The 17,881-nt window shown below is 59.0% G+C and carries 16 protein-coding genes, 1 tRNA gene and 1 pseudogene; 11 read left to right on the top strand and 7 right to left on the bottom strand.

The annotated features are described in order from the left end of the window. Positions 1-10: 10 nt before the first annotated feature. Both FHX06_RS24655 and tesB read right to left on the bottom strand, forming a co-directional pair. Positions 11-361, bottom strand: a complete 351-nt coding sequence (locus FHX06_RS24655) for a P-II family nitrogen regulator (RefSeq protein ID WP_007814595.1) — start codon at positions 359-361, stop codon at positions 11-13. A 212-nt stretch (positions 362-573) separates the two neighbouring features. Beyond that, on the bottom strand, positions 574-1,458 hold the full coding sequence (gene tesB / locus FHX06_RS24650; protein WP_113115438.1) for an acyl-CoA thioesterase II: 885 nt from the start codon (positions 1,456-1,458) through the stop codon (positions 574-576). 84 nt (positions 1,459-1,542) lie between these two features. On the opposite strand from tesB, the gene FHX06_RS24645 reads away from it, so the two are divergent. Beyond that, entirely contained in the window at positions 1,543-2,757 is a 1,215-nt protein-coding gene (locus FHX06_RS24645) for a ubiquinone biosynthesis hydroxylase (protein ID WP_183881178.1), read from the top strand. A gap of 9 nt (positions 2,758-2,766) precedes the next feature. Here the strand turns inward: FHX06_RS24645 and FHX06_RS24640 are convergent, their stop codons facing one another. From FHX06_RS24640 to FHX06_RS24625, 4 genes are all read right to left on the bottom strand, one after another. Continuing rightward, a complete protein-coding gene (locus FHX06_RS24640) occupies positions 2,767-2,955 on the bottom strand; it encodes a Trm112 family protein (protein ID WP_112545684.1) in 189 nt (62 codons plus the stop codon). Positions 2,956-2,963: 8 nt separating this feature from the next. Continuing rightward, positions 2,964-3,635 carry an LON peptidase substrate-binding domain-containing protein gene (locus tag FHX06_RS24635; protein ID WP_112545685.1) on the bottom strand — a complete coding sequence of 224 codons (672 nt, stop codon included), beginning with the start codon at positions 3,633-3,635 and terminating at the stop codon, positions 2,964-2,966. Positions 3,636-3,737: 102 nt separating this feature from the next. Beyond that, on the bottom strand, positions 3,738-4,709 hold the full coding sequence (trxA, locus tag FHX06_RS24630; protein WP_112545686.1) for a thioredoxin: 972 nt from the start codon (positions 4,707-4,709) through the stop codon (positions 3,738-3,740). Between the two features lie 56 nt (positions 4,710-4,765). Further along, positions 4,766-5,275 carry a prolyl-tRNA synthetase associated domain-containing protein gene (locus FHX06_RS24625; RefSeq protein ID WP_183881176.1) on the bottom strand — a complete coding sequence of 170 codons (510 nt, stop codon included), beginning with the start codon at positions 5,273-5,275 and terminating at the stop codon, positions 4,766-4,768. 258 nt (positions 5,276-5,533) lie between these two features. Between FHX06_RS24625 and FHX06_RS24620 the strand changes: the two genes are divergently transcribed. The 4 genes from FHX06_RS24620 to FHX06_RS24605 all read left to right on the top strand — a co-directional run bounded on the left by FHX06_RS24620 (position 5,534) and on the right by FHX06_RS24605 (position 10,593). Beyond that, positions 5,534-5,608, top strand: a tRNA-Gly gene (locus FHX06_RS24620). A gap of 355 nt (positions 5,609-5,963) precedes the next feature. Next, positions 5,964-6,635, top strand: coding sequence for a CBS domain-containing protein (locus tag FHX06_RS24615; protein ID WP_113144927.1), 672 nt, complete (start codon positions 5,964-5,966; stop codon positions 6,633-6,635). Between the two features lie 80 nt (positions 6,636-6,715). After that, complete coding sequence (locus FHX06_RS24610; protein ID WP_162710123.1) at positions 6,716-9,178, top strand: phosphoketolase; 2,463 nt, start codon at positions 6,716-6,718, stop codon at positions 9,176-9,178. 95 nt (positions 9,179-9,273) lie between these two features. Then, complete coding sequence (locus FHX06_RS24605; protein ID WP_112545714.1) at positions 9,274-10,593, top strand: glucoamylase family protein; 1,320 nt, start codon at positions 9,274-9,276, stop codon at positions 10,591-10,593. Between the two features lie 98 nt (positions 10,594-10,691). Here the strand turns inward: FHX06_RS24605 and FHX06_RS24600 are convergent, their stop codons facing one another. Then, on the bottom strand, positions 10,692-12,380 hold the full coding sequence (locus FHX06_RS24600; RefSeq protein WP_183881174.1) for an ABC transporter ATP-binding protein/permease: 1,689 nt from the start codon (positions 12,378-12,380) through the stop codon (positions 10,692-10,694). A 387-nt stretch (positions 12,381-12,767) separates the two neighbouring features. Between FHX06_RS24600 and FHX06_RS35680 the strand changes: the two are divergent. From FHX06_RS35680 to FHX06_RS24580, 6 genes and pseudogenes are all read left to right on the top strand, one after another. Further along, positions 12,768-12,857: pseudogene (locus FHX06_RS35680) on the top strand (hypothetical protein); the annotation flags it as partial. Between the two features lie 12 nt (positions 12,858-12,869). Continuing rightward, the gene (locus tag FHX06_RS35675) at positions 12,870-13,112 is read left to right on the top strand and encodes a hypothetical protein (protein WP_246715640.1); all 243 of its coding nucleotides are present in this window, start codon (positions 12,870-12,872) and stop codon (positions 13,110-13,112) included. Continuing rightward, complete coding sequence (locus FHX06_RS24595) at positions 13,093-13,881, top strand: ROK family protein (protein WP_246715628.1); 789 nt, start codon at positions 13,093-13,095, stop codon at positions 13,879-13,881. Before FHX06_RS35675 ends, FHX06_RS24595 begins: the two co-directional genes overlap by 20 nt. An 8-nt stretch (positions 13,882-13,889) precedes the next feature. After that, the gene (locus tag FHX06_RS24590) at positions 13,890-15,332 is read left to right on the top strand and encodes a M81 family metallopeptidase (protein WP_183881173.1); all 1,443 of its coding nucleotides are present in this window, start codon (positions 13,890-13,892) and stop codon (positions 15,330-15,332) included. A 208-nt stretch (positions 15,333-15,540) separates the two neighbouring features. Beyond that, complete coding sequence (locus FHX06_RS24585; RefSeq protein ID WP_113204318.1) at positions 15,541-16,266, top strand: FadR/GntR family transcriptional regulator; 726 nt, start codon at positions 15,541-15,543, stop codon at positions 16,264-16,266. 80 nt (positions 16,267-16,346) lie between these two features. Further along, entirely contained in the window at positions 16,347-17,855 is a 1,509-nt protein-coding gene (locus FHX06_RS24580; RefSeq protein ID WP_113204317.1) for an ABC transporter substrate-binding protein, read from the top strand. Positions 17,856-17,881 lie beyond the last annotated feature (26 nt).

Raw genomic sequence — 17,881 nt, 5'->3', positions numbered from 1 at the left:
CTGCCGTTCTTTACAGCGCTTCTGAATCGGTCTCGCCCGTACGGATGCGCACGGCATGGTCGATCGAGTAGACGAAGATTTTGCCGTCACCGATCTGGCCGGTCTTGGCAGATGCTGCGATGGCCTCGACCGCCTTGTCGACGATCTCCGATGCGACCGCGATTTCGATCTTGAGCTTCGGCAGGAAGCTGACCGCATATTCAGTGCCGCGATAAATTTCAGTGTGCCCCTTCTGACGACCGTAGCCCTTCACTTCAGTCACAGTCAGGCCTTGAATGCCGATCGCCGTGAGGGCTTCGCGGACCTCATCGAGCTTGAACGGCTTGATAATGGCCATCACAATTTTCATCTGGTTTCCCATCCTTCGTTATCCTCGGCGCGGAGCCGACTCTCCTTGCCGCTGACGGTTTCTGACCAGCGACCGGCGATAGACATTCAAAGGGCGTGCCAGATTCGTGACAACTACATAAGTTATTGAAATATAAAGACTATAATTGGAGGCGCCAATAAACAGGCAAATGATTGGCCAATAAGCGCACAAATAATGCGCAAATTTATAAAGATGCACACTATTTATTCATTTGCCTTTTTCCGAATCAGGCCCTCCTGCGCCACCGACGCGATCAGGACACCGGATCGGGTAAACAGGCTGCCGCGGGTCAATCCCCGTGCGCCCGAAGCCGACGGACTGTCCTGCGTGTAGAGCAGCCAGTCATCGAGCTTGTCGGGACGGTGGAACCACATGGCATGGTCGAGGCTTGCAACCTGAAGGTTCTGGTCGAAGATGGACGTTCCGTGGGCATGCAGCGATGCATCAAGCAGCGTCATGTCCGAGAGATAGGCAAGCACCGCAGCCTGATAGAGCCTGCTGTCCGGCACCGGCCCGGTGGCGCGCACCCAGACGTCCTGCCGCGGTTCGAGCTTCTCACGCGTAAAATAGTGCTTCAGCGAGACCGGACGGATTTCGATAGGCCTTTCTCGCTCCCAATATTTTCGCACCGCCGCCGGAGCGTGAGCAAGATACTGCTCCTTGATCTGCTGTTCTCCGAGCAGCGTTTCCGGCATCGGTACAGGCGGCATCGGGATCTGGTGGTCGAATCCCGGCTCCTCCACCTGGAATGAGGCAGAGAGCGCGAAGATCGCCTTGCCGTGCTGGATCGCGACGGCCCGGCGTGTGTTGAAGCTCGCCCCATCCCGGATGCGCTCGACCTGGTAGATGATCGGCACGGAGGGATCGCCAGGACGCATGAAATAGGCATGCAGCGAGTGAATGAACCGGTCGCCGTCCACAGTGCGCTGCGCCGCCATCAGCGCCTGTGCGATCACCTGCCCGCCAAACACCCGCTGCCACCCCACCTGCGGGCTACGGCCGCGGAAGATATCGACCTCGATCGGCTCGATATCGAGCGTCGAAATCAATGTTTCCATGGCGGTGGACTTGCCCGTTTGCTCCGTCATTTGTTCGGCTCCCGGCGGTAGGAAGTGGTAACCTGATGCTCTATATAGATCGCATCTGATCGTAGAATGTAAGAGGAGCGGGCTATGCTGGACATGCTGGTTGTAGGCGGAGGTTATGTCGGCCTGTCCGTGGCAGTGGCGGTCAAGCAGGCGGCGCCGCATCTCGCTGTCGCGGTCGTCGAGGCCGCTCCCGAACATGCCTGGAAGAAAGATATGCGCGCTTCCGCCATTATCGCGGCCGCGACAAAGATGCTCGAAGTCTTCGGCATCTGGGACGAGATCCAGCCGGAGGCTCAGCCGATCACCAAGATGATCGTGACAGATTCCAAGATGTCCGATCCTGTTCGCCCGATCTTCCTGACCTTCGACGGCGAAGTTGCCGAAGGCCGGCCCTTTGCCCACATGATCCCGAATGTCGTTATGGTCGGCGCGCTGCGCAGCGCCTGCGAGCGGCTCGGCATCGAGCTCCGCCATGGCCTGAGCGCCACCGGCCTGAAGACGAGCGATATCGATATCGAAGTCAGCCTGTCCGATGGCAGCGCGCTGCAATCGCGCCTGCTGGTTGCCTGCGACGGTGTACGTTCCAGGCTGCGCGATTTTGCCGGTATCAAGACAGTGACCTGGGAATACGGCCAATCCGGCATCGTCACCACCGTCGAGCACGAGCGCCCGCACCACGGCTGTGCCGAAGAACATTTCCTCCCATCCGGCCCCTTTGCCATCCTGCCGCTGCGCAACAACCGTTCGTCGCTGGTCTGGACCGAGCGGACAAATGACGCAAACCGCCTTGTTGCCGCCGACGATCTGGTTTTCGAGGAGGAACTGGAACGACGCTTCGGTCACAAACTCGGCGCTCTCAAAGTGGTCGGCGACAAGCGCGCCTTCCCGCTCGGTCTCACGCTCGCCCGCTCCTTCGTCGCCCCGCGCTTTGCGCTTGCCGGCGATGCCGCACACGGCATTCACCCGATCTCCGGCCAGGGTCTCAATCTCGGTTTCAAGGATGTGGCCGCCCTTGCCGAAACCATCGTGGAAGCTGATCGCCTTGGGCTTGATATCGGCGCCATCAACATCCTGGAGCGTTACCAGAGCTGGCGCCGTTTCGACACGTTCCGCATGGGCGTCACGACTGACGTATTGAATCGGCTGTTTTCCAATGACGCGACCCCGATCCGCATCGCCCGAGATTTCGGCCTCGGCATCGTCGATCGCCTGCCCCGCCTGAAGTCCTTCTTCATCGGCCAAGCGGCAGGAACGACTGCCAAGGACAATCCGAAGCTGCTCGCAGGTGAGGCAATCTAGAGCTGAAGCTTAGTCTTCGAGGCTTCTGGCTTCCGAGACCAGCATGATCGGAATGCCGTCCCTGATCGGATAGGCAAGACGCGCCTTTTCCGAGACCAGTTCATTATGCTCGCGGTCGTAGGAAAGCCGTCCCTTGGTGAGCGGGCAGACGAGAAGTTCGAGAAGCTTGGGATCGACCCGACTGAGTTTTTCGTCCATCCCGCCCTCTACTGCAGCACGGTATCGGAATCGCCGAAGACGCGGGCAAGCACGATTTCGGTGATGGCGATCAGGGTTTCCGCTCTCGTCTTGAGGTCCGGCGCTTCCAGCAGCGCCTGCTTTTCGGCCGGGCCAAATGGCGACATCATGGCGAGCGAATTGACGAGGGTAAGGTTGCTAGCCCGCTCCACGCTCTCCCAGTCCGCCTCGAGTTTGTTGGCGTCGAGATAGGCCTTGAAGGCCGTCAGCAGCGCGCCGCGGTCGACGGCTTCTTCTTCATTCTCGGCAGAAAGATCCGATATGAACGGCGCGATACGGAAGCTGCGGAACGGCTGGCCATGCGATCGCTCCTCCAGCAGCCGGAAGCGGCAGACGCCCGTCAGCGAGACGATATAACGCCCGTCACCGGTTTCGGCATAAGAGGTAATCCGGCCGAGGCAACCCACAGCCGCGAGCTCCGGAGCATGCGTCTTGTCTTCATGCTCGCCGTGTGCCGGCTGCACCATGCCGATCAGACGGTTTCCAGTCAGGGCGGAATCGAACATCGAAAGATAACGCGGCTCGAAGATATTGAGCGGCAACTGGCCGGCGGGCAGGAGAAGCGCGCCGGTCAAGGGAAAAACTGCAATTTCATCCGGTAGATCGCCGGGCTTCAGGTATCTCGCATTGCCGACTTGCATGAAGACTAGTCCCGCACTCTTTCGGCGGGCGCATCTTCGGCGCCCGTCCTCACGAGAAATGTGGTGCCCTTGCGCAAAAACGCAAGGGTGGATGCGGCAAACTCAGGAAAACAGGATCGAGGACAGCTTCCGGCGGGCAGAAACGGTCGCCGGGTCCTTGAAGCCCCAGACCTCGAAGAACTGCAGAAGCTGGCGACGCGCACCGTCATCATCGAAGGCACGATCCTTGCGCATGATGGTGAGGAGGTGTTCAGCCGCCTCCTCACGCCTGCCCTCTACATTGAGGATCTTGGCAAGCTTCAGCCGAGCCTCGTGATGGTCAGGGTTCGATGCCAGCTCGCGCTCCAGGGCGACGGGATCGCCGAGCTTGCGGGCCTCTTCGATCTGGTCGAGCTTCTTCAGGACCGCCTGGATTCCGGCATCCTTGCCAAGCTCCTCCGGCAGCTCGCTCAGCATCTGGCGGGCCTCGCCGTGCTGGTCGGCTGCGATCAGGCATTCGGCCATGCCGGCAAGGGCCTTGGCATTTTCCGGATCGGCCTGCATGACGGCACCATAAAGCTGGCCCGCTTCATTGATGTTTCCGGCAGCGAGCAATTCGCCAGCCTGCGTCAGATAAGCCTCGATCTCTGCGGTCTGGTCGGCATCCGCAGGACCTGCGAGCCGATCAATAAACTGGCGAACCTGGCTTTCGGGCACCGCACCCATGAAGCCGTCGGCCGGACGGCCGTTGACGAAGGCGATGACGGCCGGAATGGACTGGATGCCGAGCTGGCCAGCGATCGAGGGATGATCGTCGATGTTCATCTTGACCAGCTTGACGCGGCCCTGACCTTCATTGACGACCTTTTCCAGAACCGGCGTCAGCTGCTTGCACGGGCCGCACCATGGCGCCCAGAAATCGACCAGGACCGGCTGATTGCGCGATTCCTCTAGGACGTCCTTCCCGAAATTCGCCGTCGTCGTGTCCTTGATATGGCTGCCGCCCGCCTCAGGCTGGGATACTGCGCCATAACTTGCCGTTGCCGACATCTGGTTGCCGAAGGAACCGTTGTAAGGATTGTCGCTGCCGCTCATAGGTATCTCCCGCCGCGCCGATCTGCCGGCGTCTCTGATAGCGCTAAAATCGTATGTCAGGACGTCACTTTCAAGACAAGCGGCTTATGCCCTGTCGCTTCCATGAATCGTATCAGATCGGCGCCGGCGATCGAAGTCGTCGCGTCATTGGAAAGCGGATGGCAGTTGATGATCTCGTCATGCATCAGATCCGCATCGAGCACGAAGGTGACATTATTGCCGGTATCATTGATCGCGCCGAGCGCGGTGACAGCGCCCGGAATGACACCAAGATATTCCATCAGCTTCTCGGCCCTGCCGAAGGAGAGCCGGCCGGAAGCGCCGATAAGAGTATGGACCTGCTTGAGGTCGACAACGGCATTTTCCTCCACCGTCAGCAGGAAATAACGGTCCTTTTTGTCCTTCACGAACAGGTTCTTGGTATGGCCGCCCGGAATCTCGTCCCGCAGCGCCACCGATTCGGCCACCGTAAATACTGGTGCATGGTCTTTGGTCGTGTGGACGATGCCGAGGCCATCGAGAAAAGCGAGAAGATCCTGGCGAGTCCTGGGCTTGTTTTCGGTCATCGTCATTCCGTCAGACAGGAGAAAAGCAGATTGGACTGTCTGCTTACGTCCGCCTCATGCGCTTGGCAATCATCAGGACCGACGCTTTGCCCTGCATTCGCGGCGTTTTCGAAGCCTGTTTTCCACCGCCAGAACTTTTCTTCGTTTTTCCGTCATTTCCCTGTTGCATTTGAAAATCGTTTGGGCGATATAGCGCCCGTCGCCGCAAGGTGGCGCCCACGGTCCGCTACTTACTACCCCGGACCGGTGCGGATTTGAGCGGGTGTAGCTCAGGGGTAGAGCACAACCTTGCCAAGGTTGGGGTCGAGGGTTCGAATCCCTTCGCCCGCTCCAGTTTCTCCTTTTACGTCAGTAAGTGCTGTTGCGTCACATGATCTTGTGATGCAACACGGGTGCATCCGGTGTTTTCATCACAGGTGGTTCCGCTTTCTGCCTTCGTGAGATACTGGCGACATCCGATCGCCCTGACAGCGTCCGGCCAAATCACTCCTCATCGCGTTATCGGCTATCGCTCCCGGTACAAGTTGCGGCGCCCGATTGATCTTACTCAATGCAAACCACGCCAGTATCTGGCTAGGTTTTCCTGGCGCTGGCGAATGAGGTTCACAATCGTTCGGCCTCGATAGGCGTTGCAGACATTTTTGCCAGATCGCCGAGATGAGTTTAATGTAGCCGGAGCTAGATCGACATGCTTGTCAAAGATGTCATGACGACAGCGGTCGTCACATTGTCACCTGACAATAGCGTTCGGCATGCGGCCAAGCTGATGTCCGACCAGCGGGTGAGCGGTCTTCCCGTGGTCGACAATGAAGGGCGCTTGGCAGGCGTCATCAGCGAGGGTGATCTGATCCGTCGAACGGAACTCTCAAGCGGCGCGTTCGCCCCGAATGCGAACATGGAACTTGGTCCCGACGACAGGGCAAACGCTTTCGTTAAGCGATGCGCATGGAGAGTGGGGGATGTCATGACGCCCGATGCTGTCACGATCGACGAAGATGCCCCCCTTTCTCGTGTTGCCGAGCTCATGCAGAACCGCAACATCAAGCGCATTCCGGTTCTTCGGGCCGGCAAGCTGATCGGCATCGTCAGCCGCGCCGATCTCCTGCAGGTGATTTATTCGGCAAAGCCGGACGATACGGCAACTGGTGACGAAGCGATTCGACGCAGCATTCTCGTTCGGCTCGGCGAAAACACCGGCCTGGAGGGATTGGATCTGTCCGTCACGGTCGCTGACGGTATCGTGCATTTTTGGGGTAACCTCGAGACGGCAGCGCGCCGCAGGGCCGCGCGGATCCTGGCGGAGGGCGTCAACGGTGTCCGCGGCGTGGTGGAGCATTTCCCGGAATCTCCTCCTCAATAGTGCAGCCGTAACGACCGGAGACTGCACCGGCCCGAAACGGGCCGGCGAATTCAGCAATGTCATTTTGATCGGAGACTCAGATGGCTTCACCTGAAACGGCAGTGATGAAAAAAACCGCCTCGGCGGCAGCGCATGGAAAAGCACCGCTTTCGTCCGAGGAACTCCGCCTGATGGATGCCTACTGGCGGGCATCGAACTATCTGTCGGTCGGACAAATCTATCTGCTCGACAATCCCTTGCTCAAAAAGCCTCTGGCGCGCGCGCATATCAAGCCGCGGTTGCTCGGCCATTGGGGAACGTCTCCCGGCCTGAACATGCTTTACGTGCACCTCAATCGGGTGATCAAGCGCGACAATCTCAACATGATCTATGTGATCGGCCCTGGCCACGGCGGACCGTCGCTCGTTGCGCATGCCTATCTGGAGGGAACCTACAGCGAATTCTACCCGAATATTGCCCAGGACGAAGAGGGCATGAAAAGGCTGTTCAAACAGTTCAGCTTTCCAGGCGGCATCCCGAGCCACGTCGCTCCGGAAACACCGGGGAGCATCCATGAAGGTGGCGAACTCGGTTATGCGCTCAGCCATGCCTATGGTGCAGCCTTCGATAATCCCGATCTGATCGTCGCCTGCGTCGTCGGTGATGGCGAGGCCGAAACCGGCCCTCTTGCCACCGGATGGCATGGCAACAAATTCCTCAATCCGGCCCGCGACGGATGTGTTCTGCCGATCCTGCACCTCAATGGCTACAAGATCGCCAATCCCTGCTTCCTTGCGCGTATTCCCAAGGAAGAATTGATGAAATTCTTCGAGGGCATGGGGTATGCACCCCTCTTCGTGGAGGGCCATGAGCCCGATCAGGTACAGCAGCAGCTTGCCGAAGCCATGGATACTGCCGTCGCGACGATCAAGAAGATCTGGGCAGAAGCGCGGGATAAGAAGATTGTCCGCCGTCCGGCGTGGCCGATGATCGTTTTCCGCACGCCGAAGGGCTGGACCTGCCCTTCCGAAATCGACGGCAAGAAATGCGAAGACTACTGGCGCTCGCACCAGGTCCCGATGGGCGACATGGACAAGCCGGAGCATATCAAGGTGCTTCAGCACTGGATGAAGAGCTATAGACCCGAAGAGCTTTTCGATGACGAAGGCAGGCTGCGAGCTGAATTGGCCTCGCTGGCGCCGGCAGGACATAGACGGATGAGCGATAATCCGCACGCCAACGGCGGCCTGTTGCTTCGCGACCTCAAGATGCCGGATTTCCGCGATTATGCCGTCTCGGTGCCCAAACCCGGATCGGTGACCGCGGAATCCGCTCGTGTCATGGGCAAGTTCCTGCGCGATGTGATGAAGCTCAATCTTAACAGCAAGAACTTCCGGCTGTTCAGCCCTGACGAGAACAATTCCAATCGCTGGCAGGACGTGCTGGAAGTGACGGATCGCTGCTACATGGCCGAGATTTATCCAGAGGACGATCACCTGTCGCCCGACGGACGCATCATGGAGGTGTTAAGCGAGCATCAATGCCAGGGCTGGCTCGAAGGCTATCTGTTGACGGGGCGACATGGCTTCTTCTCCTGCTACGAAGCCTTCATTCACATCATCGACTCGATGTTCAACCAGCACGCCAAATGGCTGAAAGTGTGCAACCACATTCCCTGGAGGCGGCCAGTCGCATCGCTCAATTATTTCCTGAGTTCGCATGTGTGGAGGCAGGATCATAACGGCTTCTCTCACCAGGATCCGGGTTTCATCGACCACGTGATCAACAAGAAGGCGGAGGTCATCCGGGTCTATCTACCGCCGGATGCCAATACACTCCTGTCCGTTACCGATCATTGCCTGCGCAGCCGCAACTATGTGAACGTCGTTGTCGCAGGCAAGCAGCCGGCACCGCAATGGCTGACGATGGATGAGGCGATCAAACATTGCGCCGAAGGTCTGGGCATCTGGGAATGGGCAAGCAATGATCGCGGCTCGGAACCGGATGTGGTTATGGCCTGCTGCGGCGATGTGCCGACCCTGGAGACGCTCGCCGCTGTGCAGCTGATCCGTGAGCACCTTCCTGACTTGAAGGTGCGCGTCATCAATGTCGTCAATCTGATGAAGCTCCAGCCCTCGAGCGAACATCCCCACGGGCTTTCGGATCCCGACTTCGATGCGCTCTTCACGAAGGACAAACCGATCATCTTCGCATTCCATGGATATCCCTGGTTGATCCACCGGCTGACCTACCGGCGAACCAACCACAAAAATCTGCATGTCCGGGGATACAAGGAAGAGGGAACGACCACGACCCCATTCGACATGGTCGTTCTGAACCAGCTCGATCGCTTTCATCTCGTTGAGGATGTCATCGATCGGTTGCCACAGCTCGGAGCCCGTGCGGCCTATTTCAAGCAGGCAATCCGCGGCAGGCTGATCGAGCACCGGCAATATATCGAGGCGCATGGCGATGACATGCCACAGATCAGCGGCTGGACATGGGGCGTTAAGAGCACGGGAAAAGTGAAGGCAGCGACCTCCACTGAGGGAGACAATGCCTAGACGACACGTTGCGCACAAATCATGCCGGCAGGCGTCCTATCAGAGGCGCCTCCGGATGCTCGACGAAACCATCTGACTTCTTCGGTTTGCCTATGATGTCGGAACTGCTGTCCACCGATCCCGAACTGAACCGGATGCCGACGGATGAAGATCTCGGCCGCCTTCAGTTCACGACGTTGCTCTACTATCTGCAATGCACGAATCCGGATAACGGATTGGTGCGCGACAAGACGCAGGCCGGCGCCCCGGCAAGCATCGCGGCTGTAGGTATGGCGCTTGCCACCATTCCCGTCGTCGTGGAACGCGGTATCGTCATTCGTGAGTTTGCCGCCAAGATCGCCCGGCGGCGACTGGAATTCCTGATCTCCTGCCATCAAGGGCCGGAACCGGACGCATCAGGTTACAAGGGCTTCTTCTACCATTTCCTGGACATCGAAACGGGACGGCGGGTCTGGCAGTGCGAATTGTCGACGATCGATTCTGCCTTTCTCTTTGCCGGCGCTTTGACCGTCGCGGCATATTTCGATGCGGACACCGAGGACGAGGCTAAGGTACGCGCACTTGCCATGTCGCTCTACGAGCGCGTGGACTGGAACTGGGCGCGCGACAACGGCGCCACGCTTACCCACGGCTGGCGACCGGAAAACGGCTTCATTCCCTATCGTTGGCGCGGCTATGACGAAGGCCTGCTTCTTTACATTCTTGGTCTGGGCTCACCGAGCCACCCGCTGCCTCCGGAAAGCTTCAAAGCGTATACCGAGAGCTACGAATGGCGGAATATCTTCGGTCGCGAACTCCTTTATTCCGGGCCGCTCTTTACACACCAGCTCTCGCATATGTGGATCGATTTCCGTGAAATTCGCGACGAATTCATGCGCGAGCATGACAGCGACTATTTTCGCAACAGCCGCCACGCCACTTTCGTTCAGCAGGAATACGCAATCCGCAATCCGCTGAACTTCAAAGGCTACGGCGAACATTGCTGGGGTTTCACTGCAAGTGACGGGCCGGGTTGGACGAAGCGGACTGTCGATGGGATCGACAGGGAATTCTTCGACTATGTTGCGCGCGGCGCACCCTATGGGCCGGATGACGGAACCGTATCTCCCTGGGCCGTGGTCGCCTCACTGCCATTCGCTCCGGAAATCGTCATTCCGACCGTACGAAATTTCGCTCGAATGCAGCTTGGCATGACGCGCCTTTATGGCTTCAGGCCATCGTTCAACCAGACCTTTGCGATGGAAGACAGGAACGAAGGATGGTGGGTCAGCCCCTACCATTTCGGGATCGACCAAGGTCCCGTCGTCCTGATGATCGAAAACTATCGAACCGGCTTGCTGTGGAACATTATGCGTCGATGCGAGCCGGTGGTCGTCGGACTAAGACGAGCGGGGTTCTCAGGCGGCTGGTTGTGACGACCGTGCAGTCGCCCGAGCTTCCCAACGCGCAACGGACTTGCCGTGAACGACAGGTCTAGGGCGGCTCAGGTCTTCAAAACCAGGCTGCGCGGCAGTCAGGCCTTCTGTTTTTGATCGATCCACGTCCAGGAGCCGTCAGAACCATATTCGAGAACTGCATCGTAGGCCGAGCGCGGCGCACCCGGCTCGGCGAAGTTGACGCACGCGATCCTTCTTTCAGCCAAGAGCGCGAGGATTGCGAGCAGAAGCTCGTGACCGAAAATGGTATCGGCCTTTTCCAGAACAATGTGTGACGGAGCGGCTATGATCGCGCTTGCAAGTATGACGAGTTGCTGTTCGCGCGGTGACAGCAATGTGGACCAGTCCTGCTCGCTATCCAGGTCGCTGAGTGTCAAATCGTGTGCAAGGCCGAGATCTCTCAGCAAAGCCAGGATTTGCTCATCCGTTGTCTCGATCGAGCGCTTCGGTGGCGCAAGAATCTGGCGGAGAGTTCCCGGACCCGCACAGGCCCGCTGGCCGAGAAACCGCACATGCTGACGAGGTGGGCTGACGATGCGCCCAGTCCCCGGTGTACCCAGTCCTGCCGTGGCCCGAAACAAAGCAGCGCCCGCAGCATCGTCTTCTCCGGCAACGATCACTCGTGTATCGGGCGGGATGACAAGGGACAAATCCTTCACCAGTACTGTTCCTGTCCGCGACGTCAGCGTCAGGCGTTCATAGCCAAGGTTCCCCTCAGCCTCGATGAGTTCGACACTGTGATCGGTCTGGCGGCGGGTCTCCTCGACCGCTTCCAAAAAGGAACTGATACGTGCGACGACGGTCGCGAAGTTCGAGATCGAGTTGAATTGTGCGACAATAAACGAGAATGCACCGACAAGCATGGCAAATGCTGCCGCCGACTGCGTGATGACGCCAAATTCCATGTCACCGCGCATGAAGGCCGGTGCGATAATGACGACCGGAATGATCTGTATCATCCAGTTGTAGCCGGTGGCGAAGAAGCCGACATTGCGATTGATGCCAATGATCCGCCTGAAGTTAGTGGCAAGGCTATCAAACTGCCTCAGCAGCCGATCTGCGTGGCGTTGCTGGGAGTCCTCGATCATGATCGATTCTGCGTTTTCCCGGACTTGGATCAGCCCGGACCGGAAGGCGGCTTCACTGTCGAGCTGACTATAGTTCAACTGGATCAAGGGCCGTCCCAACACAATCGTCATAAACGATCCGCAAGCCGCGTAGATAACAGCCGTGAAGAAAAGAAGCGGGCTGATCAGCCACAAGACGCTCGAAAAGGTGAAGACCGTCAGCACGCTGCTGAGCAGCATGAGCAGGAAGGAGAGCGTCGTCGTCGTAAACGCTTTGATATCCTCGGCAATCCGCTGATCAGGATAGGAGACTTTGCCCTGAATGCCGAGCCGGTAGAAAGTACCGTCGGCCATATAAACGCCGACCGCACGACGGGTGAGGTATTGTCGCCAAAGCAAGGCCAGTCGCTCTTCGGCGAAGCGGGCAAACACCGACGCGATCGTCGAAGCAGCAAAAGCACCAGTGTAGAGGATCGCCTGGCGAACAAATTCGGCAGTCTGCCGTTCCGCGATCGCAGTCATGAAGTGCCGGCCGACGAAACTGTTGACGACATTCAAAGCACTGATACTGCCAAAAAGAACAATCAGAGAGACGAGAAGGAACCGGGCGCTCCCGGCGACATCGGATGTCATGAACAATTTGATCGCGCGGACGAACCGTGTTGCCGTCACCCTGAGCGGAATTTGCTGCTGGCCCATGCTCGTCTCCCCCGCTTGCCCCTGGAACGAATTATAGCGTGAAATGCAGGCGACGGAGAGACTTCAGGATGGCGCGCGCGGGCGACCGATCCAGCGCGATATGTTACGCGCTGCATCTATTTGCTACTTCGCGTCTCAAGCAGATCGCGCCGACGTTCAACCCACCAGGCCGCTTGATGTCCGCGCTCCAGCGACGGCACAGCTCAATATGAATTGGCGTGCGAACAAATCTCTTGCGAATGATTTCCATTGGTTCACTCTGTCGATGATTCTTGAAACCGGCCAATCGATGGCTTGATCAATTTTTCGTAATTTATTTCGGTTGATTAGTTCATTTTGTGAACTTATTGTCAGTGTGAGATCACGGGCGACAGGATCAGGATTTTTATGTTCAATTCATCGCAGCGCGAGCTTCTGCGGGTCATAAGTGAGTCCGGTCCCCTCAGCCGGACAGATCTTGCCTCTGCGATCGGGCTTAGCAAAGCGGCGATGAGTGGCATTGCCCGCGAGCTCATTGATCGCGGCGTTCTGCACGAGACGGAAACCGTCTACGGTCAGGGCCGGCCCTCCGTGCTGCTCGACCTGAAACCGGAATGCGCGTTCTTCATCGGCATTTCGCTTCTGGAAGATCCGGCCCCGATGATCCTCAGCGATCTTAACGGCAACATCATCGCCCGTCAGCAGCTGCCCTACTCCCGGGATCCCAAGGTCATTGCCAACGCGATCGCCTAGGGCCCATCCTCAGGCAAGCTCGAAACTGGCCGGCATCGGTGTGGCGCTATCGGGCTTCGTCGATGAAAGGCAGGCAACCTGCGTACAGTCGACCCTGCTCGGCTGGCAGGATGTGCCGCTTGCCGAAATCATCCGCCACGCAAGCGGCGTCGATACCTTTATCGAGAACGATGCCAAGGCGGTCGCCGTCAGCGAAAAGCTCTTCGGCATTGCTCGCGACACGCCGAATTTCTCGGTCGTGTCGCTCGGAGACGGCATCGGCTGCGCCCACGTCATCGACGGCAGGCTTTATCGCGGCAATCATGGCGGTGCGGGCGAAATCGCTCATGCGACGATCGAGCCCGGCGGCGCCCCCTGCCGCTGCGGCAAGCGCGGCTGCCTGGATACGATCGCCTCCATGAAGGCGATCAAGGAGATGGCGCGGGCCGCCGGCTTGAAATGCACGTCGCTCTCCGATCTGGAAGCGGAAGCCTCGCTCGGCACAGCCGAGGCGATCTCCATCATCCACAAGGCCGGGGCAGCCCTCGGCCTTGCTATCTCGCACCTGATCCAGATGAACGACCCGGGCATGATCCTGGTGACCCATGTCGATGGCTCGTTCGACGGCCTGTTCGGCACGGTCGTGCAGCAGGCGATCGAGGCCAATGTTCTTCCGCGTTATGCAGGCCAGACCCCAATCCGCACCCGTCGCGTGGATAGCGACGTCTGGTCGCGCGGCGCAGCCAGCATTGCCGCTCACAATTTTCTGATTGGTCCCAATATTAGCTGAGGTCTCCCATGCGCATCGCCGTCGGTGGCATTCACATCGAATGCAGCACGTACAACCCCGTCCTGAACCAAGAGGCAGACTTCCGGGTGGTACGCGGCGAGGACCTGCTGGCAGCCCCCTATTTTGCCTTTCTGAAGGATTACGAGGCTGAATTCCTGCCGACGATCCATGCCCGCGCCATTGCCGGCGGCCCTGTCGCCCGTCACACCTACGAAGCCTTCAAGGCTGACTTCCTGGAGCGCTTGAAGCCGCTGCTGCCGCTCGACGGACTCTATCTGGCAATGCATGGCGCCATGTATGTCGAAGACATGGAAGATGCGGAAGGCGACTGGATCAGCGCAGCCCGTGCGCTCGTTGGCGATGATTGTATGGTCTCGGCAAGTTACGACCTGCATGGCAATGTTACCCAGCGCATCATCGACGCGCTCGACATGTATTCCACCTACCGCACTGCGCCGCATATCGATGTCGAAGAAACGATGCGCCGTTCTGTCGCCATGCTGGTGAAGAGCCTGAAGACGGGCGAAAAACCCACCCTGCTCTGGGCGCCGATCCCGGTCGTCCTGCCGGGTGAACGCACCAGCACCGTCGATGAACCGGCAAAGAGCCTTTATGCCGAACTGCCCGGCATCGATGCGCTCGACGGCGTCTGGGATGCCTCGCTGATGGTCGGCTATGTCTGGGCCGACGAGCCGCGGGCCACGGCTGCCGCCATCATGACCGGCACGGACCGCGCGATACTGGAGCGCGAGGCAAAACGTCTGGCAAAGGCTTATTGGGATGTGCGCGAAGAATTCGTCTTCGGCTGCGAAACCGGTTCGGTCGAAGAATGCGTCGCCAAGGCGATCACCAGCCCGACCGGCCCCGTCGTGCTCGCCGAATCCGGGGACAATCCGACCGGCGGCGGCGTCGGCGACCGGGCGGACGTACTGGCCGAGCTGATCGCAAGAGGCGCCACCGGTGTGGTTTTTGCCGGCATCGCCGACAAGGCCGCAACGGAGAGATGTTATGCGGCAGGTATCGGCACGACGCTGGAGCTGACGGTCGGCGCTTCGCTCGATGCCAAGGGCAGCAAGCCGGTGACGGGACAGTTCACGGTGAAGTTCCTGCACGAGACCACCGACGCTACCGACCGCCAGGCTGTCGTCTCCATCAGCGGCATCGATCTGGTCCTCTCGGCCAAGCGCCGCCCCTACCACAATATCGTCGATTTCACCCGCCTCGGGCTCGAGCCGCGCACGGCAAGCATCGTTGTCGTCAAGTCAGGCTACCTGTCGCCGGAAATCGCGCCGATTGCCAATCCGAGCCTCATGGCACTGTCCCCCGGCGTCGTCGATCAATTCGTCGAGCGCCTTCCGCGCCTGCGCAAAGCGCACCCGACCTATCCTTTCGACAAGGATTTCAGCTTCGACCCGCAGACCTTCCTTTCCGCGCGCTCCACGAACCGCTGAACCACGACAAGCGAACCAATTAATTTTTGGTATCGGGGGCTTGCTCAGCATTCAGCACGCAGGAAAACGTGCATCCACTCCTTATACCTGCTCTAAATCTGCGCGATGCGATCAAAAAACGTGCAGGTATTTATCTGCACAAAAAAGCGCTTGACGATGCCATTGATTTGGTTTGCATTGAACCAATATCAAATTGGTTCAGACAGCCATGGACGAAGCACAAGGCAATTCGAACTATGCGCTGGAGAAGCTAAGGGCTCTCCTGCAGTCGGATAGTCTCGATGCCGATGGCAAGCTGCCAACCGAACGTACGCTCTCCGAAATCCTCGGGGTCAGCCGCCGCTCCATCCGCCGTGCACTGGAAGTACTGGAAGCCGAAGGCCGCATCTGGCGCCGGCAAGGCTCCGGCACCTTTGCCGGCAAGCGGCCGGATGGCTGGAGCAACCATGTCGATTCCATCATCGCCGACACCGATCTCATGGAGATCATGGAAGTGCGCTTGCGCGTTGAGCCGCAGCTCGCACAGCTTGCCGCGATGCGCGCCAAGGCAGCCGATATAGAGCGCATGTATGATCTGGTGAAAAAGATCTACGAAAGCACGGATGCCGACGGCCGCGAACTCTGGGATGGCGCGCTGCATCGCCAGATTGCCCAATGCGCCGGCAACTCATTCTTTCTCACGATCTTCGACGTCATCAACCGCGTGCGCCAGGACGAAGCCTGGCAGGCGATCCGCGAGCGCGCCCGCAGCGCCAGCCGCACGCGCGAAGTCACCCATGGCCAGCACACGGCCATCGTCGACGCTATCGCCGCCCGTGATCCAGGAAAGGCCGGCGAAGCCATGCGCCAACACCTGCTGACGCTGCAGGAAAGCCTCATCCGCATCACCTCTCTCGACCATGGCGAATTGGTGGCCGAGAAGGAGCCCAGCTGAGCGGAGAAATCGGCACGGCAGAGATAACCGCCGGCTCGACACGACAGACGTGAAACAAAAACATAAAAGAGGAGAATGGAATGAAACTCGCCAGATTGCTGACGACCGCCACGGCAGCAGCGCTTTTTGCGCTTCCCGCTTTCGCGGTCGAACTGAAGATCGGCCTCCAGGACGACGCCGACGTGCTCGATCCCGCACAGTCGCGCACCTTCGTCGGTCGCATCGTCTATACCGCGATGTGCGACAAGCTCGTTGACGTCTCGCCGGACCTGAAGATCGTGCCGCAGCTCGCAACCGAATGGAACTGGTCGGCTGACGGCAAGGAGCTCACGATGAAGCTCCGCCAGGGCGTGAAGTTCCAGGACGAAACGCCCTTTAACGCCGAAGCCGTCGTCGCCACCATCGAGCGCAACATGACCCTGCCGGAATCGCGTCGCAAGAGCGAGTTGAGCTCCGTGCAGAAGGTCGAGGCGTCAGGCGAATATGAAGTCAAGTTCACGCTGAAGAGCCCAGATGTCACCTTGCTCGCCCAGCTTTCTGACCGCGCGGGCATGATCGTCTCGCCGAAGGCTGCAAAGGAACTCGGCGCAAAGTTCGGCGACCATCCTGTTTGCGCCGGCCCGTTCAAATTTGTCGAACGTGTCCAACAGGACCGTATCGTGCTCGAGAAGTTCCAGGACTACTGGAACAAGGACAATGTCTTCATCGACAAGCTGACTTACCTGCCGATCCCGGATTCGACCGTACGCCTGGCCAATCTGCGCTCCGGCGATCTCGACATGATCGAACGCCTGGCCGCCACCGACGCCGAGACGGTCAAGAGCGACGCCAACCTCGTCTACAAGGATGTCGTCAACACCGGCTGGCTCGGCATCTATGCCAATGTCGGCAATGGCGCGCGTGCGGACAATCCGATCGGCAAGGACAAGCGCCTGCGCCAGGCCTTCTCGCTGGCAATCGACCGTGATGCCGCCATGCAGATCGTTTTCGAAGGCACGGGCGTTGCCGGCAACCAACCTTTCCCGCCGAGCAGCCCCTGGTTCGACAAGGATGTCCCGGTACCCGCTCGTGATGTCGAAAAGGCGAAGGCCCTTGTCAAGGCTGCAGGCTTCGACCGTGTGCCGGTCGAAATGCAGGTTCCGAACAGCCCGGTCACGATGCAGATGATGCAGATCATCCAGTCGATGGTTGCCGAAGCCGGTTTCGATGTCAGCCTGAAAGCGACGGAATTTGCGACCCTGCTCAATGAGCAGACCGCCGGCAACTACCAGCTCAGCCGCTCTGACTGGTCCGGCCGCGTCGATCCCGATGGCAATATCCAGCAGTTCGTCACCTGCGGCGCCGGCCTGAACGACAGCAAATATTGCAACGCTGACGTCGACAAGCTTCTGACCGAAGCGCGCCAGTCCACGGATGACTCCGTGCGCAAGCAGAAATACGATGCCGCGACCGCAATCCTCAACGACGATTTGCCGATCATCTTCATTGGCCACCAGTCCTGGATCTGGGCGCTGCACAAGAACATCACCGGCTTCGTTGCTTCTCCCGACGGCATGATCCGCCTCGTCGGTGTGAAGAAGGAAGGCTGACAGCCACACGCGTCAGGTACGCGGCG

The organism is Rhizobium sp. BK512 (assembly GCF_014194915.1).
Lineage (GTDB): Bacteria > Pseudomonadota > Alphaproteobacteria > Rhizobiales > Rhizobiaceae > Rhizobium.
Note: the sequence above shows the minus strand (reverse complement) of the source record. Positions and strands in the feature narration are given on the sequence as shown.

What these genes read in the sequence shown, in the direction of transcription:
- FHX06_RS24655 (WP_007814595.1), bottom strand. Translation starts at nt 361, where the DNA reads ATGGGAAACCAGATGAAAATTGTGATGGCCATTATCAAGCCGTTCAAG.
- tesB (WP_113115438.1), bottom strand. Translation starts at nt 1,458, where the DNA reads ATGACGGAGCAAACGGGCAAGTCCACCGCCATGGAAACATTGATTTCG.
- FHX06_RS24645 (WP_183881178.1), top strand. Translation starts at nt 1,543, where the DNA reads ATGCTGGACATGCTGGTTGTAGGCGGAGGTTATGTCGGCCTGTCCGTG.
- FHX06_RS24640 (WP_112545684.1), bottom strand. Translation starts at nt 2,955, where the DNA reads ATGGACGAAAAACTCAGTCGGGTCGATCCCAAGCTTCTCGAACTTCTC.
- FHX06_RS24635 (WP_112545685.1), bottom strand. Translation starts at nt 3,635, where the DNA reads ATGCAAGTCGGCAATGCGAGATACCTGAAGCCCGGCGATCTACCGGAT.
- trxA (WP_112545686.1), bottom strand. Translation starts at nt 4,709, where the DNA reads ATGAGCGGCAGCGACAATCCTTACAACGGTTCCTTCGGCAACCAGATG.
- FHX06_RS24625 (WP_183881176.1), bottom strand. Translation starts at nt 5,275, where the DNA reads ATGACCGAAAACAAGCCCAGGACTCGCCAGGATCTTCTCGCTTTTCTC.
- FHX06_RS24615 (WP_113144927.1), top strand. Translation starts at nt 5,964, where the DNA reads ATGCTTGTCAAAGATGTCATGACGACAGCGGTCGTCACATTGTCACCT.
- FHX06_RS24610 (WP_162710123.1), top strand. Translation starts at nt 6,716, where the DNA reads ATGGCTTCACCTGAAACGGCAGTGATGAAAAAAACCGCCTCGGCGGCA.
- FHX06_RS24605 (WP_112545714.1), top strand. Translation starts at nt 9,274, where the DNA reads ATGTCGGAACTGCTGTCCACCGATCCCGAACTGAACCGGATGCCGACG.
- FHX06_RS24600 (WP_183881174.1), bottom strand. Translation starts at nt 12,380, where the DNA reads ATGGGCCAGCAGCAAATTCCGCTCAGGGTGACGGCAACACGGTTCGTC.
- FHX06_RS35675 (WP_246715640.1), top strand. Translation starts at nt 12,870, where the DNA reads ATGAGTGGCATTGCCCGCGAGCTCATTGATCGCGGCGTTCTGCACGAG.
- FHX06_RS24590 (WP_183881173.1), top strand. Translation starts at nt 13,890, where the DNA reads ATGCGCATCGCCGTCGGTGGCATTCACATCGAATGCAGCACGTACAAC.
- FHX06_RS24585 (WP_113204318.1), top strand. Translation starts at nt 15,541, where the DNA reads ATGGACGAAGCACAAGGCAATTCGAACTATGCGCTGGAGAAGCTAAGG.
- FHX06_RS24580 (WP_113204317.1), top strand. Translation starts at nt 16,347, where the DNA reads ATGAAACTCGCCAGATTGCTGACGACCGCCACGGCAGCAGCGCTTTTT.